Source organism: Hymenobacter profundi, from assembly GCF_019334315.1.
GTDB classification, from domain to species: Bacteria; Bacteroidota; Bacteroidia; order Cytophagales; family Hymenobacteraceae; genus Hymenobacter; species Hymenobacter profundi.
Genome location: NZ_JAHWGL010000014.1, coordinates 19,398 through 35,636 on the forward strand (window position 1 = coordinate 19,398; position 16,239 = coordinate 35,636).

Sequence of the window (16,239 nt, forward strand, 5' to 3'; positions counted from 1 at the left end):
CTAGGGCAAAGGTAGAAAGTAATAGATCGGGAAGGATTTTAGAAAGGATAATCTACAGTCCAGGGGCTATCAAATAACTGAGGATCAATCTTTAGATGAGCTAGTAATTCATCGAGTTCAGAAATGCTGTTCAAATAATACCGATGGCTATGAACGGTAATTAGATCTTCATCTCCTTCGTAGTTAGGTAATTCGTCCCTGAGTAACTCAACATCAAACAACTGATACTGATGTGGTGTAAAGCCTGAAATGGAAATAGTATATGGATAGATACATGCCCAGCGCCGTAAATGAGAAGCCGACGGTGTTACTTCCGCTGCAATGGGTTGCCCGAGCATTTCGATACGATTCCATACCTTCTGCCGAATCCCATTCGGTATCATCTACAAAATCTCCTTTAACTCACTTAAACACGCAATTTCGTACGTCGTTTGGGCGAAATGTCGGCGTTTTGCAGGGTTGAAATACACTTGGTCGAGGCCGGCGTTGGCGGCGCCCAGTACGTCGCATTCCAGGTTGTCGCCAATCATGAGGCTGTCGGTGGCGGTGGTGCCGGCGCGGTCCAGGGCGTGCTGGTACATGCGGCCGTCGGGCTTCAGGCAGCCACTGCACTCGGAGGTAATAACCTCCCGAAAATAATCTGTCAGGCGGGCAGCGCTCAGCTTCACGTGTTGAATTTCCCGGAAGCCGTTGGTCAGCAAGTGCAGCGTGTAGCCTTTGGCTTGGAGGTAGTCCAGCACCTCGAAGGTGTAGGGAAACACCGCCGTTTTGTGGGGTAGGAGGGAGGTGTATTGGTCCGACATATCAGCCGGCAGTTCGTCCTCAGGCACACCCAGCTTGGTGAGTGTGCGCGCAAATCGGGTGGTGCGCAACTGCTGCTGCGTGATCTTATTGCCTTGGTAGAGGCGCCACAGCGCATGGTTCACTTCGCTGTAATACGTCATAAACTGCTCTACCGTGAAGCCATAGCGCGCCAGCCGGTGGTCGTCGTACTGAAACCGAAGTACCTCTTCGGAGTTCGTTTCGAAATCCCAAAGCGTATGGTCGAGGTCGAAAAACAGGTGGCGATACGTTTTCAAGTTGGTGTAGACAGTTAAGAATGAATAGCAGAAAGTGCGTGTACGGGAGAGAACTACTCTAGCCGCAGGCGCTGCACCGGTCGTCCTTCGCCCAGGTGCTCGGCTACAATGTCAGCCACGTCTTTGGGGAGCACGTCGCCATACCAGATGTTCTCGGGGTAGAACACCACGGCCGCGCCGTTGCCTTTTTTGCAGTGCTTGCACACGTCGAGGCAGCCAGTGGTTTGCACGCGGTTTTTGCGTTTTTTACCACCGCTAAGCAGTTTTTTGAGGTCCTGCTTTTTCAGTTCTTTTTTGAACGTCTTGGCTACGTCGTCGCCAACGCAGCTTTTCTGGTTGGTACAAACGAAAATATGATGGGCGTACACGAGGTGGTGAAGTTGTGAGTGGTGAAGTTGTGAACTGCAAACGGCTGGTACGTCGGATAAGTTGACGTGACGAGTGAAGGAGTACAAACTCACCACTTCACAATTTCACTACTCACCACTTACCATCTCCCTACTTCACCTCGGCTTCACCTTTCCAGCGGCGGTTTTGCAGCTTGTACGCGGCTAGCTCTCGGTTCGACCATAGCGTTTGGTAGGTTTCCTGATCGTTGCGCAGCTGGGCATCGCGCTCTAGGTAGCCCAGTAGCTGCTGCACTACGTCGCCTACCTCGTCTTTTATATAATAGAATACCCAGTTATCGAGACGCCGAAAGTTGACCATGCCGGCGTTCTTCAGATACAATAATTGACGGGAGGTTTTGGTTTGGGTGAAGTCCAGCACCTGTTCCAGGTCAGAAATGCACATTTCCTGGTTGCGCCACAGCAGATGAAGGATACGCAGCCGGCTTTCGTCGCCGAATGCTTTAAAAATGGGCAACCCTAATGCAACGGTGAAGTGTTTTAGGCGCATCTTTTGTTTGATTGGAAGGAAGGAGGTAAGGAGCGGTACGACAAATTTACGTCAATCCGGGCGCCTACCTTTCAATCTGCCGTATACTTGTAGTCTGTAATTTGTTCTATGTCTGTTTCCTCCTCTTTCCGTACTGCTTTTGCCGGGGTAATCACGTTGTTGCTCTTGCTGTTGGCAGGCTCTGCCGCGCAGGCCCAAGGCAAGCGGCCGGTAGTGCAGTTCTCTGGCATCATCGCCACCGGCGACTCGCTTCTGGGCGTGCCAGGAGCGGCCGTATTTGTGCCCAAAGCCGGGCGTGGCACCCTCACCAACGAGTACGGCTACTTCTCGCTGCCCGTGTTGGCCGGCGACAGCATCGTAATTCGGGCGCTGGGTTATAGCAATCAATGGGTCGTGGTCCCACCCGATTACCCACGGCAGAGCTATTCCATTATTATCCAGTTGCGGGAAGACGCTACCATACTGCCGGAGGTGCGTATTTTCCCGTACGCCACCGAAAAGGCATTTAAGGAAGCCTTTCTGGCCCTGCGCCTACCCGATGAGAAGGGCTCTTCGGCCGCGGCCAACCTCAGTCCTGAGGTGATGCGCCGACTGTTCATCGCCCTACCCACCTCTAGCATGGCCAACTACCGCCAAACCATGCAGATGCAGCAATACGACCAGCAACGGCGTATGGGCCAAGGCGCTACCCCCTACACCAATAACCCCCTGCTGAACCCCTTCAGCTGGTTGCAACTCATCAATCAGATAAAAGCCGGGGAGTTCAAGAAAAAGGCCGGCGACGATTATTAGATAATCAAACGCTGTTAGCATAAGCCAGAACGCCGTTCCTTCCGCTAAGAGGAACGGCGTTCTGGCTTATAGCGTGTTGGATAGTTTGGTCTAGATACACTGTTTTTTAAGCGAAGCATCGTCCAAATTTTTAAAGTTGCGTACCAGCGAGTTGATGCCTGGCTGCCCCGGCCGGCACAACCGAATTTCGCAACGATGGGCGCGTACCACGCGCCCTTATACTTTACCGCATGGATACGAATTTGCCTACCTCCCCGCTCCCGCGCGTTGTGATTGTGGGATGTGGTTTTGGGGGGCTGCGCTTGGCCAAAGAGCTAGCCGACCAGCCCCTACAGGTAGTAGTAGTGGACCGCAACAACTACCATAATTTTCAGCCGCTGCTCTACCAAGTGGCTACCGGCGCCCTAGAAGCCGACAGTATTGCCTATCCCATCCGCAAGATTTTTGCAGGCCAGGAGAACTTCTTCTACCGCCTGGCCGATGTGCAGCGTGTGGAGCCAGACCGCAATACCATCGTAACTGACATCGGCGAAATCGGCTACGACTACCTGGTGCTGGCTACGGGCTCGGTCACCAATTTCTTCGGACTCGAAACCATCGAGAAGAATGGAATGCAGATTAAGAGCGTGCCGAATGCCCTGAATCTGCGCAGCTTCCTGTTTCAAAATTTCGAGCGGGCGGTGCTGGAAGCCAACCCCGCCAAGCGGCAGGCGCTGCTGAATGTGGTGATTGTGGGTGGGGGCCCCACGGGCGTAGAAATCGCCGGTTCGCTGGCCGAGATGCGCAAAGATGTGCTACCCCAGGACTACCCCGAGCTGGACCTGAAGCAGATGGAAATCTACCTCATTGAGGCCGGTGGGGCCGTGCTGGGGCCTATGTCGAAGGAGGCACAGCAAACGGCGCACAAGTACCTGGACGAGATGGGAGTCCATATTCGGCTCAATACCTCAGCCAAGCGCTTTGAGGATGGCAAAGCCTACATTTCTGATACGGATTTCATTCGAACGGAAAACCTGATTTGGGCCGCCGGTGTGAATGGAGCAGCCCTACCCGGCTTCTCGGAGCAACAGATCACCCGCAACAAGCGCATTAACGTGGACCATTACAACCTGGTGACGGGCACCACGAATATCTACGCCATTGGCGACGTGGCCAACATGGTGACCGACGCTATGCCCAAAGGCTACCCCATGCTGGCGCCCGTAGCCATTCAGCAAGCCGAACAGTTGGCCGCCAACCTGGGCCGAATTCTGAAAAAGGAGCCGCTCAAGCCTTTTGACTACACCAACAAGGGCACGATGGCCATTGTAGGCCGCAACCGGGCAGTAGTCGATTTGCCCAAGGACATACACTTCGGAGGCTTTTTCGGGTGGCTGACGTGGCTGTTTGTGCACTTGATGACGCTCATCGGCTTCCGTAACAAGGTCGTAACGCTCATCAGCTGGGCCATCAGCTATTTCAGCTCCGATAAGGCGCTGCGCCTGATTATTCGGCCTTACAAACGACGCGATTATAAAAAGCACAGCGGGCAGTCGGCAGCCGAGCACTTGAACGCCACGCCGCAGTATAATCCTACCCCGCCGGCTTTGCAGGAGCCAGTGCAAGGGTAAAGTAACACGGAAGTCAAGAACTGGAGTTAGCTATAGTGCAGCAGCAAGCTGGTTGTACCGGCTATGTGCAAATGCTTCCGTCAAACGCGGTACCTATACCGGCAATACGGGTAGTGCGTGGTGTATGGCAACAGTACGATTGATATGCAGTATCTGCACGGCTGCATCTTGCAGATTTTGTGGGCATAAGACTCTATCCGGTAAGAAACTCCACTGCGAGGCAGGAAAACGAAAACAACTCTTAGCTTTCTTACTTAAACCAGTAAGAAACTACTTTTAAGTACATTTAGCCTTCGCTTCTCTTTATTGTCTTCTTTGAAAGCTGTACTGGATTTTCCGGATATTGCTTGGCTGAGCCGTTTACGCCACGACGACGGCCGAGCATTCGACGCGCTGTTTCGACACTACAGTCCGCGCGTGTACCGGTTTGCCTATAGTTACCTGAAAACTAGAGCAGCAGCAGAGGAAATTGTGCAGGAGTGCTTTTTGAAAATATGGGAAAAGCGTCATGAATTGCGCGACGACGTACCATTGAAAGGCTATCTTTTTACCACAGCGCATCATCTGATTTTAAACCAGTTGCGCCACGTGCAGCATCAGGTTGCCTACCAGGATTTTTTGCGCCATGTGCCGCCCACAGAAGGCAACATGGAAAAAGATGTGGAGTATGCCGAGTTGGAAACGGTGTATCTGGCTGCGCTCGCCAAGCTACCGCCCAAACGCCGTCGCATTTTTACCCTTAGCCGGCAACAAGGTCTATCGTATCCCGAAATTGCGCGTGAGCTGAACATATCGGTGAAAACAGTGGAAACGCAGATGGCGCAAGCCCTTAAATTTCTGCGACTCTATTTTAAATTGCATGGTAACGTATTGATAGTTTTGCCGTTATTGATTTCGATCAACTCTTTTTGATTTTTTTCTGCGGGAGCAGTCAGGGTGTTGAGCGGCTGGGGTGTAGTACCTATATCCAGCCGCTTTACTCTGCTAACCTATGCTGCCACTCGTTACGCAGGAACTTTTCAACCGCTATGTGCACGACCAAGCTACGCCGGCTGAAGCGTCAGCGGTACGCGCTTGGCTTACCGAGCCCACCAATCAGCTTGTAGCAGAGCAGTGGATGCGTGCGCACTGGCATACGCTGGAAACGGAGCCCGCAACTGCCCTACCCGATGAACCCGACTACGAGGCACTGCTTACCTCGCTGCACCAGCAAATGGGGCGTACCGCTGCCTGGCGCTGGCAGCCCTGGGCCGCCGCAGCGGCTGTAGTTGGCGGGCTGGCTGTAGGCGGTTTATGGTGGCAATACGGTACGCAACCCGCTGCGTCGGTAGCGGCCGTCGCCCACACCGAAACCACCGCTTACGGCCAGAAACGTACCCTACACTTATCCGATGGCACGGAGGTAACGCTGAACGGTCACTCTACCTTGCGCTACCCCCAAGCCTGGGCCACTGGTCAGCCGCGGGAGGTATGGCTGGATGGCGAAGCATACTTTTCGGTGCGCCACCTACCGAGCGATGAACACTTCATTGTGCACACCCCAGATGGTATGCAGGTGGAAGTGCTGGGGACCAAGTTTGCCGTGTACCGACGCCAGGAGCAGGCTCGTGTGATGCTGGTGTCAGGCAAAGTGCAGCTCAAGTTTAAGGCCGCCGACCACCGCCCCGACCTAGTGATGCAACCCGGTGAGCTGGTGGAGCTGAATAGCCGGCACCCTGAGACTGCTGTGCGCAAAAAAGCGGTAGCCGCCGCACCCTATACTTCTTGGAAAGACGGCAAACTGGTGTTTGATGAAACCACCATTGCTGAGCTGGCCACCCGCCTGCACGATACCTACGGCGTGGAGGTAACCCTGACAACACCCGAGTTACAGAACCGCCGCATTACCGGCACTGTGCCCATTGGCGAGTTGGATGTGCTGTTGCAGGCCTTAGAAGAGACATTCCATCTAACGATTCAGCGCCAGCAGAATCGCCTCATTTTCTCGGATCATAATTCCCCCAAACCTAGCTTATGACCCCATTTACTACCCGACTGTGCGGCCGAGTCGTCCGTACGGCCTCCGCGACGGCAGTGTGCGCGCTGCTGGTCCCTACCCCGGATGTGCTGGCTGCCCCCAACCAGCTGCTGGCCGCCAACTACTCCAATCAGCGGACCGCTTCCCGCGCCGAAACGGTAGCGCTGAAAGACCTGCTTGGTCGGTGGGAAAAGGAATACAACGTTACCATCTTCTACGAGAGCGACTTAGTACGTAACAAACGCGTGCCTGCCCAAGCCGATGGCGCCACGCTAGACGCTAAGATGGCCGAAGTGCTACCGCAGGCAGCCTTGACGTTCAAGAAGTTGCGCGCCGATTATTACTTGGTTGTAGAAAATTCGAATGCTGTTTCTACGGCAAAAACTGCAAACGTTTCCGTGGCAGATGTAACGGTTTCTGGACGCGTAACGCAGGCCAATGGCGAGGGACTACCCGGTGTAACAGTAGTCGTGAAGGGCACAGCCAACGGCGCTTCGACCGATGTTGAGGGTCGGTTTTCTCTAACAGTGCCAGAAGGTAGCACACTGGTGTTCAGCTATGTGGGCTATGTGCGCCAAGAGGTGCCTGTGGCGGGTGCTACTACCGCTCTCAACGTGACATTGGTAGAGGATACCAAGGCACTGGGCGAGGTAGTGGTAGTAGGCTACGGTACCTTGGCCCGCCAAGAGTTGACGACTGCGGTTTCCTCAGTAGGTGCCCAGCAGATTGAGCGGCAGAAAGTAGCTGGCTTCGATCAGGCACTGCAAGGCCAGGCACCCGGCGTGCAGGTAACAGCACCAACCGGTGCTCCGGGCGCAGGTATCAACGTGCGGATTCGCGGTAACAGCTCGCTTAATAGCAGCAATTCGCCGCTGTATGTAATTGATGGTGTGCCTGTGCTGCCTACCTACGATCGGGAGTTGAGCGTGGGTAATCAGAAGCCTAACCCGCTAAATGCTATCAACCCAGCAGACATTGAGTCGATTGACGTACTGAAGGACGGTGCTGCTGCCGCTATTTACGGGGTGCGCGCTTCCAACGGTGTAGTAGTTATCACCACGAAGCGCGGCCGCTCCGGCAAGCCACAAGTAGGCTTCAATGCGTATTATGGGGTGCAAAGCCTGCGCAAAAAGCTGGATGTACTGAATTCCCGGCAGTTTGCAGAGTACTACAACGAGTCGCAGGCCAACGCCGGCGCGGCCATTGGCTATCCAGACTTAAACAACCTGCCACCCTACGATACGGATTGGCAGGATGAAGTATACCGTACCGCTGCTATTCAAAACTATCAGTTGAATGTGAGCGGTGGTACCGACAAAACGCACTATTATGTAGGGGGCGGCTACTTCAAACAGGATGGTATCATTCTGAATTCGGGCTTCGACCGCTTCAACTTCAAACTGAACTTTGACCAAAAAGCGGGTGAGAAGTTTCGGGTAGGAACCAATTTAAACCTGAGCCGGACGAACACTAACGGTAGCGTACGCAGCGAACAGGGATTAGGGAACTCAGGTACTGTGCTGGGGGCGTTGGCGCAAATTCCAACTGTTCCTGTGCGAGATGCCAACGGTGTATACGGGGTGAACCCTTTCTCCTTGTCGGATAACCCGGTAGGAAACCTGCTGGAAACTAGCAACCGGTCGCTGAGCTATCAGGTGATTGGAAACCTGTTTGGGGAATACAACATCCTGAAAAACTTACAATTCCGTTCCTCCATTGGCATCGACTTCCGTACCCAGCTGGAGAACGAATTTATCACCCGCAATTATCCTGGTACTTCGCGCGCTGATGCTTCTACCCGCGGTAGCGGCCGTACGGGCACAACGCTGCAAAATATCTGGCTGTGGGAAAATACGGTCACCTACAACCCAAACATTGGCGACAAGCACAGCCTGCAACTGCTGGTAGGGCAGTCGGTGCAAGCGTCGAATCGCTTCGCTTCTAATGCCTCTGTGCGGGGGTATGCTTCCAATGCCGTGCCCTACCTATCGGCCGGTACGGAGCGCCTGGGCACGAGCAGCTACGAAGAAGAATGGGGCCTCACCAGCCTTTTTGCGCGTGCTATTTATAGCTACGAAGACCGCTACCTGGCTACCCTGAGCTTGCGCCAAGATGGTACCAGCCGTTTCGACGAGCACTATGGCTATTTCCCGGCTGTGGCCCTGGGCTGGCGTATTTCCAAGGAAAGCTTCTTCCCACAGAACAGTAAAGTATCAGATTTGAAGCTGCGGGGTAGCTTTGGTAGCAATGGCAACCAGGACTTGGGCTATACCTACCAGCGCTTTAGCTCCTATGTGGTAGGAGCCAACTACACGGGCAATAATGGTACTGTGCAAGGGGGTATCCGCCCCGACCGGATCGGTAACCGTTCGTTGAAATGGGAAACTTCCAAGCAATACGATCTGGGTCTGGATTTCGGCATGTTTAATGACCGCCTTACGCTGACAGCGGATGCGTACTTGAAGCGCTCGAAAGACCTGTTGCTGAGCGTGCCTCTTGCTCCGAGCACAGGTGCTCAGGTGCTAGACATCGTACAGAACGTAGGCTCGGTGGAAAACAAAGGGCTTGAGTTTGCGCTGAACACGGCTAACGTGCAAGGGCAGAATGGCGGCTTCACGTGGTCGACGAACTTAAACGTGTCGCTGAACCGCAATAAAATAGTAGACCTGGGTACGTTGGTGAACGACGAGGGCGAGTCAGTGGATCGGACTATTATCTACGACAACACCATCTCGCAGAAAGGCAAGCCGCTAGGCTCTTTCTATGGCTTCAGGACGCAAGGTATTTTCCAGACGCAGGACGAGATTAGCAGTGCGCCTAGCCAGCCAAACAACCCACAGCCGGGCGATATCCGTTTTGTAGATATTAATGGCGACGGGGTTATCAACAACGATGACCGCACCATCATTGGCAATCCCAACCCGAAAGCCATTGCCGGTGTTACCAACACCTTCAGCTTCAAAGGAATTGATCTGAGCGTGTTCTTCCAGGGTAGTTTCGGCAACGATATCTACAATGCCAACCGTCAGGCATTGGAGTCCTTAACAGGGCCGGTGAACCAGTTGACAACGGTGCTGGACCGTTGGACTCCCAACAACACAAATACCTCTATTCCGCGAGCGGTCTTCAACGACCCGAATAACAACGGCCGTTTCTCCAACCGTTGGATTGAAGATGGCAGCTACGTGCGCCTCAAAAACCTGACGCTGGGCTATACCCTACCTACCAACATTATCAATAAAGCCCGTATCAGCAGCCTGCGCGTGTACGTGAGCGGTCAGAACCTGCTGACCTGGACCGACTACTCGGGCTATGACCCAGAAGTAAGCGCGGATCCATTCTCATCGACTAGCATCGGTCGCGACTTTGGCGTGTATCCACAGGCACGTACCTACACGGTAGGCTTGAATGCCAATTTCTAATCTGAGTTTCATTCTACCCATGAAAAAGATATTCATCCCCGTTTTTGCCCTGGTGCTGCTTGGTAGCTGTGATATTCTGGACAAGCCACCACTGCCATCTATCTCGCCGGAAAACTTTTTTCAGAGCGCCGATGACGCTGAAGCTGGTCTGACGGCTGCCTATGACGCCCTGCAAGGTACTGGCCTGTACAGTCAGGATTTGATTACGGTAGGCGAAATGCCTTCCGACAACTGCAACAGCAACAACGGCGACGTAGCATCGCTAGACCGTATTTCCTGGACGCCTACTACCAGCCAGGTGTACAACATCTGGCGCGACTCATACCTGGGTATCAACCGCGCCAATGCGGTTATCAAGTATGTACCTACCATCACGATGGATGAGGCGCGCCGAAAGCAGATTCTAGGGGAGGCTTATTTCCTGCGAGCTTTGCACTACTACAATCTGGTGAAGCTGTATGGCGGTGTGCCGCTGCGCTTAGACCCAACCGAAAGCGGCGAGCAGTCGGTGGTGGCCCTACCCCGAGCAACCGTTGAGGCAGTGTATACCCAGATTGTGGCCGACCTGACGGCAGCCGATGGCTTAGTGCCTGCTGTCAATGCAAATCGGGTAACCAATGGGGCTGTGAACTCGCTATTGACCAAAGTATACCTAACGCAACGGCAATGGGGACCAGCCGTAACGGCGGCCAACAAGGTCATTAGCACTGGTAAGTATTCCCTGTTGACAAGCTTTAAAGGGCTGTTCCCTGCTGAGAATAAAGCGCCTGAAACGATTCTGGAAGTTCAGAACCAGGGAAACGCTGATGGCAACAACATCTTGCCTGACCTGCTACTACCATCGCCACCCGCTACGTATTCCTTCCCTAAGTTCAACATCCCAACGGCGGAATTACTACAGTATGCTGACACGGCTTCTTATACCAACGGCCAGCTACGTCCGAACCGTGACCGTCGGTGGACACTAATCGGCCGTACCAACGCGGGTCTCGATTACGCTAGCTTCGTGAATGGAACCAGCAGCAGTGCCAACGACCGTGGACCTTTTGTATACAAGTGGCCCGGTGCACCAAACGCTTTCAACAGCCCCGACAACACGTATATCTTGCGCTACGCGGATGTATTGTTGATGTACGCGGAAGCCGCCAACGAACAAGCAGGACCCTCGGCCGATGTCTTGGAAAAGTTGAATCTTGTGCGTACTCGTGCGGGCTTAGCGGCTCTCACGTCTGCTTCGCCGCAGTACGCCAGCAAAAAGGCGATGCGTGATGAGATTGACCGTCAGCGCCGTCTGGAACTTGCTTTCGAGGGGGAGCGGTGGTACGACCTGCTGCGTTATGCCCGCCACAACCAGGCAGAAGCTGGGGCTCACGCTGTGACAGCACTGGATATTATCCAGCAACGCCTCAACCGTCCTGATGCCAATTATTTGCTGTTCCCTTTGCCTCAGGCCGAGATTAACAACAACGCACAGCTACAGCAGAATCCTGGATATTAATTTTCTGCTATAGCCAAGGCTTTCACGTCCGCTGGGCATACACCTTCCCAGCGGCGTGATAGGGAGCCGGTTCCGCAATGTTAGGGGCGCGGGCCGGCTCTTTTTTGTTCTGTTTCCCACTTTCCTACCTACTGTATGCAAACCAATTTTCGAAAGGCATGGCTACCGCTGGCGCTATGCGGGGCGTTGTTGACGGGCGCCACCAGCTGCCAACAGCCGATGGCTGGCACCGGCAAAAGTGCAGGCGTTACGCAATGGGTCACCACGCCCGACCAAACCATGCTGTTTCAGCGTCAGACGAATACGTTAAAATTCGCGGCTGCGGCCAGCGCTACCCCCGCCACCATTGAAGTAGACGACAGCCAGAAGTTTCAGACCATCGACGGCTTTGGGTACTGCCTCACGGGCGGTAGCGCTACCCTGCTGCATCAGATGGGCCAGGCCGAGCGCACGGCCCTGCTGAAGGAGCTGTTCGACCCAAAGGCCGACGGCAGCATTGGCGTAAGCTACCTGCGCGTGAGCATCGGCGCATCGGACCTCGACCCGGTAGTGTTCAGCTACGACGACGTGCTCGAGGGCCAGACCGATCCACAGCTCACCAAGTTCAGCCTTGCGCCTGACCGGCGGGACCTGATTCCGGTGCTAAAAGAGATTCTGGCCATCAACCCGAAAATTAAGATTCTCGGCTCGCCCTGGTCGCCGCCTACCTGGATGAAGACCAACGGCAATAGCAAGGGCGGCTCCCTGAAACCAGAATACTACGATGCCTACGCGCAGTACTTCGTGAAGTATGTGCAGGGTATGAAAGCCGAAGGAATCCGTATTGATGCTATTACGGTGCAGAATGAACCCCTGCACCCCGGCAACAACCCCAGCCTGCTAATGCTGGCCGAGCAACAGGCTGAGTTTATCAAGAAAAGCCTGGGACCAGCTTTCGAAGCCGCGAAAATCGACACGAAGATTATCACCTACGACCACAACGCCGACCGGCCCGACTACCCCCTCACCATCCTCAACGACCCCGAAGCCCGCAAGTACGTCGATGGCTCGGCGTTTCACCTCTATGCTGGCCCCATTGAGGCGCTGTCGAAAGTGCACGACGCCTACCCTGATAAGAACGTGTATTTCACGGAGCAGTGGGTAGGATCAAAGTCGAAGTTTGAGGACAACCTGGGCTGGCACGTGAAAACGTTGATGATTGGCGCTACCCGCAATTGGGCCAAAACGGTGCTGGAGTGGAATCTGGCCGCTGACCCCGAGCAGAACCCCCACACGCCCGGCGGCTGCACCGAGTGCCTGGGCGCCATCACGCTAAATGGCAACCAGGTGAAACGGAACGTAGCCTACTATACCATTGCGCACGGCAGCAAGTTTGTGCGGCCGGGCTCGGTGCGCATTGCCTCCACGGCCGAAGGCACGCTGCCAAACGTAGCGTTCCGCACGCCTATCGGGCAAACCGTGTTACTAGTGCAGAACGACCAGAAAACGCCGCAAACATTCGGCATCCGCTACCACGGCCAAGCGGTAAGCGCAACGTTGGCTGCCGGCGCGGCTGGTACCTACGTGTGGTAGGCTAATTGTTGATTTCTATAAACCAGAGGGTAGGGGAGGTGCAAGCTTCCCCTATTTTCATTTCTAGTATAACTTTCTATGAAGTGCTCACCACTGAATAACGCCTTCTGGGCAATGCTACTAGTAGTTGGGGTAGGGCTGAGCGGCTGCTCCGATAACGGAGGCGACGATGCCCAGCCCACGCCCCCAACGCCTACCCCGCCCACGCCTACTGGCCCGTCGCAGGTGGCGCTGTGGCTCACCACGGCCAACAAAACCGTCTTGTTTCAAAAGCAGCCCCTGACGCTGAACTTCGCCACGCCGGCCGCCAGCAGTACCTTGCCAACCATCACGGTAGACACCACGCAAACCTACCAGAGCATCGATGGCTTCGGGTTCACGCTGACGGGCGGCAGCGCCTATGTGCTGCACCAGATGGGCGCCACCGAACGGGCAACGTTACTGAAAGAGCTGTTTGCCACCGATGCCAACAGCATTGGCACCAGCTACTTGCGTGTGAGTATCGGCGCGTCGGACTTGGATGCGCAGGTGTTCAGCTACGACGACGTGCCCGAGGGCCAAACCGACCCGCAACTCACCAAGTTCAGCCTTGCGCCCGACCGCCAGCACCTGCTACCGGTGCTGAAAGAGATTCTGGCCATCAACCCCAGCATCAAAATCCTGAGCTCTCCTTGGTCGCCGCCTACCTGGATGAAGACCAACGGCAACAGCAAAGGCGGCTCCCTGAAACCGGAGTTCTACGACGCCTACGCGCAGTACTTCGTGAAGTATATCCAGGGCATGAAGGCCGAGGGCGTGACTATTGATGCCATTACGCTGCAAAACGAACCCCTGAACCCTGATAACAACCCCAGTATGATGATGACGGCCGCGGAACAGGCTACGTTCATCAAGCAAAGCATCGGGCCAGCGCTAAAATCGGCGGGGCTGACCACCAAAATCATTCTCTACGACCACAACACCGACCGCACCGACTACCCCCTGACCGTGCTGGCCGATGCCCAGGCCCGGCAGTATGTCGATGGCTCGGCGTTTCACCTCTACGCTGGTAGTATCGATGCGCTGTCGGCGGTGCACAATGCCTACCCCGATAAGAACGTCTACTTCACCGAGCAATGGGTGGGTGCCCCCGGCAACTTCGCTGGTGACCTGAACTGGCACACCAACAATCTGATTATCGGGGCCACGCGGAACTGGTCGCGCAATGTGTTGGAGTGGAACCTGGCCGCCGACCCCAGCAACGGCCCGCATACGCCCGGTGGCTGTACCACCTGCCTGCCTGCCGTCACCATTAGCGGAAACGCTGTGACGCGCAATACCGCCTACTACATCATTGCGCAGGCGGCTAAGTTTGTGCGGCCCGGCTCGGTGCGCATCAACACCAGTGTGCCCAGCAACCTACCCAATGTGGGCTTCAAAAACCCGAGTGGTCAAAAAGTGTTGATTGTGCTGAATACCAGCAGCAACCCCCAAACCTTCGTCGTGAAATACCGCGGCAACGACTTACAAGTGACTCTGGACGGAGGCTCTGTGGGTACGTATGTGTGGTAAGAGATAGGCAGCAGAATAGGTAGATAGGGCTACTAAACAGAACGTCATTTCGACCAGTGGTCGAAATGACGTTCTGTTTATTTTAATGCTTTACTACAAGCAACTTACAGCGCGTACTCTGCCAGCGCGCGGTAGATATCGTACACACTCTTGTCGTTGCGGAAGGTTTTGCGGATGGGGTCAGCCTGCCCGCGCACCCAAATGTGTAGTTCCGATTCGAGGTCGAAATGGCCCACAGTTTCCATCGAAAACCGCTCGATGCTGCGGTAGGGTACGCTTAAGAACTCCTGTTTCTTGCCCGTCATGCCTTGCTTGTCTACCAGTATCAGCCGCTTGTTGGTGAAGATAAGCTGGTCGCGGATAATGGCGTAGGCGTGCTCAATTCGCTCGCCGGAAGCCAGGATGCGGTTGAGTTGCTGCTGTAGTTCCTGTGCGTCTTTTTCAGAAGCGTTGCCAAGTAGGCCGTCGAGTAGTCCCATGAGGTTGTGATTTTGTTAAGGAAGTGCTTGCCAGTAAGAACGTAATCTGCTGTGTTGCTGGTTGTCTGATTTTATAACGTGCTAGTAGTGAAGCTGCTGCAAGGGTAGTAAAAGCCGCAGTAGCCAGAGGGTAGACAGCATGCGGCCCTGGCTGCTCGCCTTCGTAGGGGAGACACCCAGCAATCTATTCGAGCGAGAAGCTAATCTTTATGACAAGGGCAGTTCGATGAGGCAGTCTGTCGTATGGATGCCGAGTTGTAGTACCCTGTACCTTGCTAACGGAAACAAGTCAATAGTTCATCTTCCTATCGTGAGACGAAGAGCAGCACTAAAAAACCTGGGCGGCCTACTAGCGGCCCCAGCGGTACACGTGGGCGCGGCAGCACCAGCAGAGCAGCCGGTTCTGCGCATCGCACACCTCACCGATATTCACCTGAAAAATGATCTGGGGGCACCGGCCAAGTTTACGCGGTGCCTGCACCATGTGCAGCAGCAAACGCCCAAGGTACAGCTTATCATGAATGGCGGCGACGTGGTGTTTGATATGAACAAGGAAAAACTCAGTTCAATCGATGACCAATGGAAGCTGATGAAATCCGTGCTCAAGGCCGAGTGCAGCCTGCCTATGGTCTACTGCCTGGGAAACCACGACATCTGGTGGCATGAGAACACCAAAGGACAGGCGACCTACGGCAAGCAGTATGCAATGCAGCAGCTGGAGCTGGCAAAGCCCTATTACAGCTTCAGCCGCGGCGGCTGGAAATTCATTGTGCTGGACAGCGTGCACCTGGACGTAGACGCTACCTGGTACATTGGCAAGCTGGGCGATGAGCAGTTTGCGTGGCTCGAAAATGAGCTGCGCACTACCCCCGCCACTACGCCCGTGCTGGTGATGTCGCACATTCCCATCCTGACGGCGGTGCTGATGATTCAGGATGATGTTGTGAACCGCTGGGAGATGCTCGGCGGCGATATGCACACGGATACAGCCAAAATTATCAACCTGTTCTACAAGCATCCCAACGTGAAGCTCTGCTTGAGCGGGCACCTGCACCTGCGCGATAAAGTGGTGTACAACAACGTTACCTACCTGTGCAACGGCGCGGTAAGCGGGGCGTGGTGGAAAGGCAACCTGCGGGAAACCGCGCCCGGCTACGGAGTGCTGGACCTGTACGCCGATGGTCGCTTCACCGAGAGCTACGTGAACTACTAGCTCCGCAGCAGTAGCGTTAGATGTTGGACAGGGTAGAGACGCATAGTTGCGTCTCATCGTCCGCGCCGTGTGCACGAAATTGTTCAACGACGAGACGCAAGTATGCGTC

14 protein-coding genes are annotated in these 16,239 nt (G+C 54.8%); 9 read left to right on the top strand and 5 right to left on the bottom strand.

Annotated elements, in window-relative coordinates:
* Positions 1-38 precede the first annotated feature (38 nt).
* From KYK14_RS05780 to KYK14_RS05795, 4 genes are all read right to left on the bottom strand, one after another.
* The gene (locus KYK14_RS05780) at positions 39-338 is read right to left on the bottom strand and encodes a hypothetical protein (protein WP_208307832.1); all 300 of its coding nucleotides are present in this window, start codon (positions 336-338) and stop codon (positions 39-41) included.
* Between the two features lie 45 nt (positions 339-383).
* Entirely contained in the window at positions 384-1,079 is a 696-nt protein-coding gene (locus KYK14_RS05785; protein ID WP_219157729.1) for a YjjG family noncanonical pyrimidine nucleotidase, read from the bottom strand.
* 53 nt (positions 1,080-1,132) lie between these two features.
* Positions 1,133-1,447, bottom strand: a complete 315-nt coding sequence (locus KYK14_RS05790; RefSeq protein WP_219157730.1) for a (2Fe-2S) ferredoxin domain-containing protein — start codon at positions 1,445-1,447, stop codon at positions 1,133-1,135.
* Positions 1,448-1,577: 130 nt separating this feature from the next.
* The gene (locus tag KYK14_RS05795; protein ID WP_219157732.1) at positions 1,578-1,976 is read right to left on the bottom strand and encodes an ArsR/SmtB family transcription factor; all 399 of its coding nucleotides are present in this window, start codon (positions 1,974-1,976) and stop codon (positions 1,578-1,580) included.
* 108 nt (positions 1,977-2,084) lie between these two features.
* Between KYK14_RS05795 and KYK14_RS05800 the strand changes: the two genes are divergently transcribed.
* The 8 genes from KYK14_RS05800 (at position 2,085) to KYK14_RS05835 (ending at position 14,438) form a co-directional block, all read left to right on the top strand.
* The gene (locus tag KYK14_RS05800) at positions 2,085-2,768 is read left to right on the top strand and encodes a carboxypeptidase-like regulatory domain-containing protein (protein ID WP_208307835.1); all 684 of its coding nucleotides are present in this window, start codon (positions 2,085-2,087) and stop codon (positions 2,766-2,768) included.
* Positions 2,769-2,998: 230 nt separating this feature from the next.
* Complete coding sequence (locus KYK14_RS05805) at positions 2,999-4,378, top strand: NAD(P)/FAD-dependent oxidoreductase (protein WP_219157734.1); 1,380 nt, start codon at positions 2,999-3,001, stop codon at positions 4,376-4,378.
* Positions 4,379-4,693: 315 nt separating this feature from the next.
* Positions 4,694-5,290 (top strand): RNA polymerase sigma-70 factor, encoded by a 597-nt coding sequence (locus KYK14_RS05810; RefSeq protein ID WP_185282489.1) that lies wholly within the window; start codon positions 4,694-4,696, stop codon positions 5,288-5,290.
* Positions 5,291-5,369: 79 nt separating this feature from the next.
* Entirely contained in the window at positions 5,370-6,395 is a 1,026-nt protein-coding gene (locus tag KYK14_RS05815; protein WP_219157736.1) for a FecR family protein, read from the top strand.
* Positions 6,392-9,817 (top strand): SusC/RagA family TonB-linked outer membrane protein, encoded by a 3,426-nt coding sequence (locus tag KYK14_RS05820; RefSeq protein ID WP_219157738.1) that lies wholly within the window; start codon positions 6,392-6,394, stop codon positions 9,815-9,817. The genes KYK14_RS05815 and KYK14_RS05820 overlap by 4 nt, the downstream gene beginning before the upstream one ends.
* 19 nt (positions 9,818-9,836) lie before the next feature.
* The gene (locus KYK14_RS05825; RefSeq protein ID WP_219157740.1) at positions 9,837-11,315 is read left to right on the top strand and encodes a RagB/SusD family nutrient uptake outer membrane protein; all 1,479 of its coding nucleotides are present in this window, start codon (positions 9,837-9,839) and stop codon (positions 11,313-11,315) included.
* A 135-nt stretch (positions 11,316-11,450) separates the two neighbouring features.
* Positions 11,451-12,887: a glycoside hydrolase family 30 protein gene (locus KYK14_RS05830; protein ID WP_219157742.1), complete on the top strand. Its 1,437-nt coding sequence runs from the start codon at positions 11,451-11,453 to the stop codon at positions 12,885-12,887.
* A gap of 78 nt (positions 12,888-12,965) precedes the next feature.
* The gene (locus tag KYK14_RS05835) at positions 12,966-14,438 is read left to right on the top strand and encodes a glycoside hydrolase family 30 protein (protein ID WP_246601696.1); all 1,473 of its coding nucleotides are present in this window, start codon (positions 12,966-12,968) and stop codon (positions 14,436-14,438) included.
* 104 nt (positions 14,439-14,542) lie between these two features.
* On the opposite strand, the gene KYK14_RS05840 is transcribed toward KYK14_RS05835, so the two are convergent.
* Positions 14,543-14,917: a PH domain-containing protein gene (locus KYK14_RS05840; protein WP_219157744.1), complete on the bottom strand. Its 375-nt coding sequence runs from the start codon at positions 14,915-14,917 to the stop codon at positions 14,543-14,545.
* A 310-nt stretch (positions 14,918-15,227) separates the two neighbouring features.
* Between KYK14_RS05840 and KYK14_RS05845 the strand changes: the two genes are divergently transcribed.
* On the top strand, positions 15,228-16,130 hold the full coding sequence (locus tag KYK14_RS05845) for a metallophosphoesterase family protein (protein WP_219157746.1): 903 nt from the start codon (positions 15,228-15,230) through the stop codon (positions 16,128-16,130).
* The last annotated feature ends 109 nt before the right edge of the window (positions 16,131-16,239 follow it).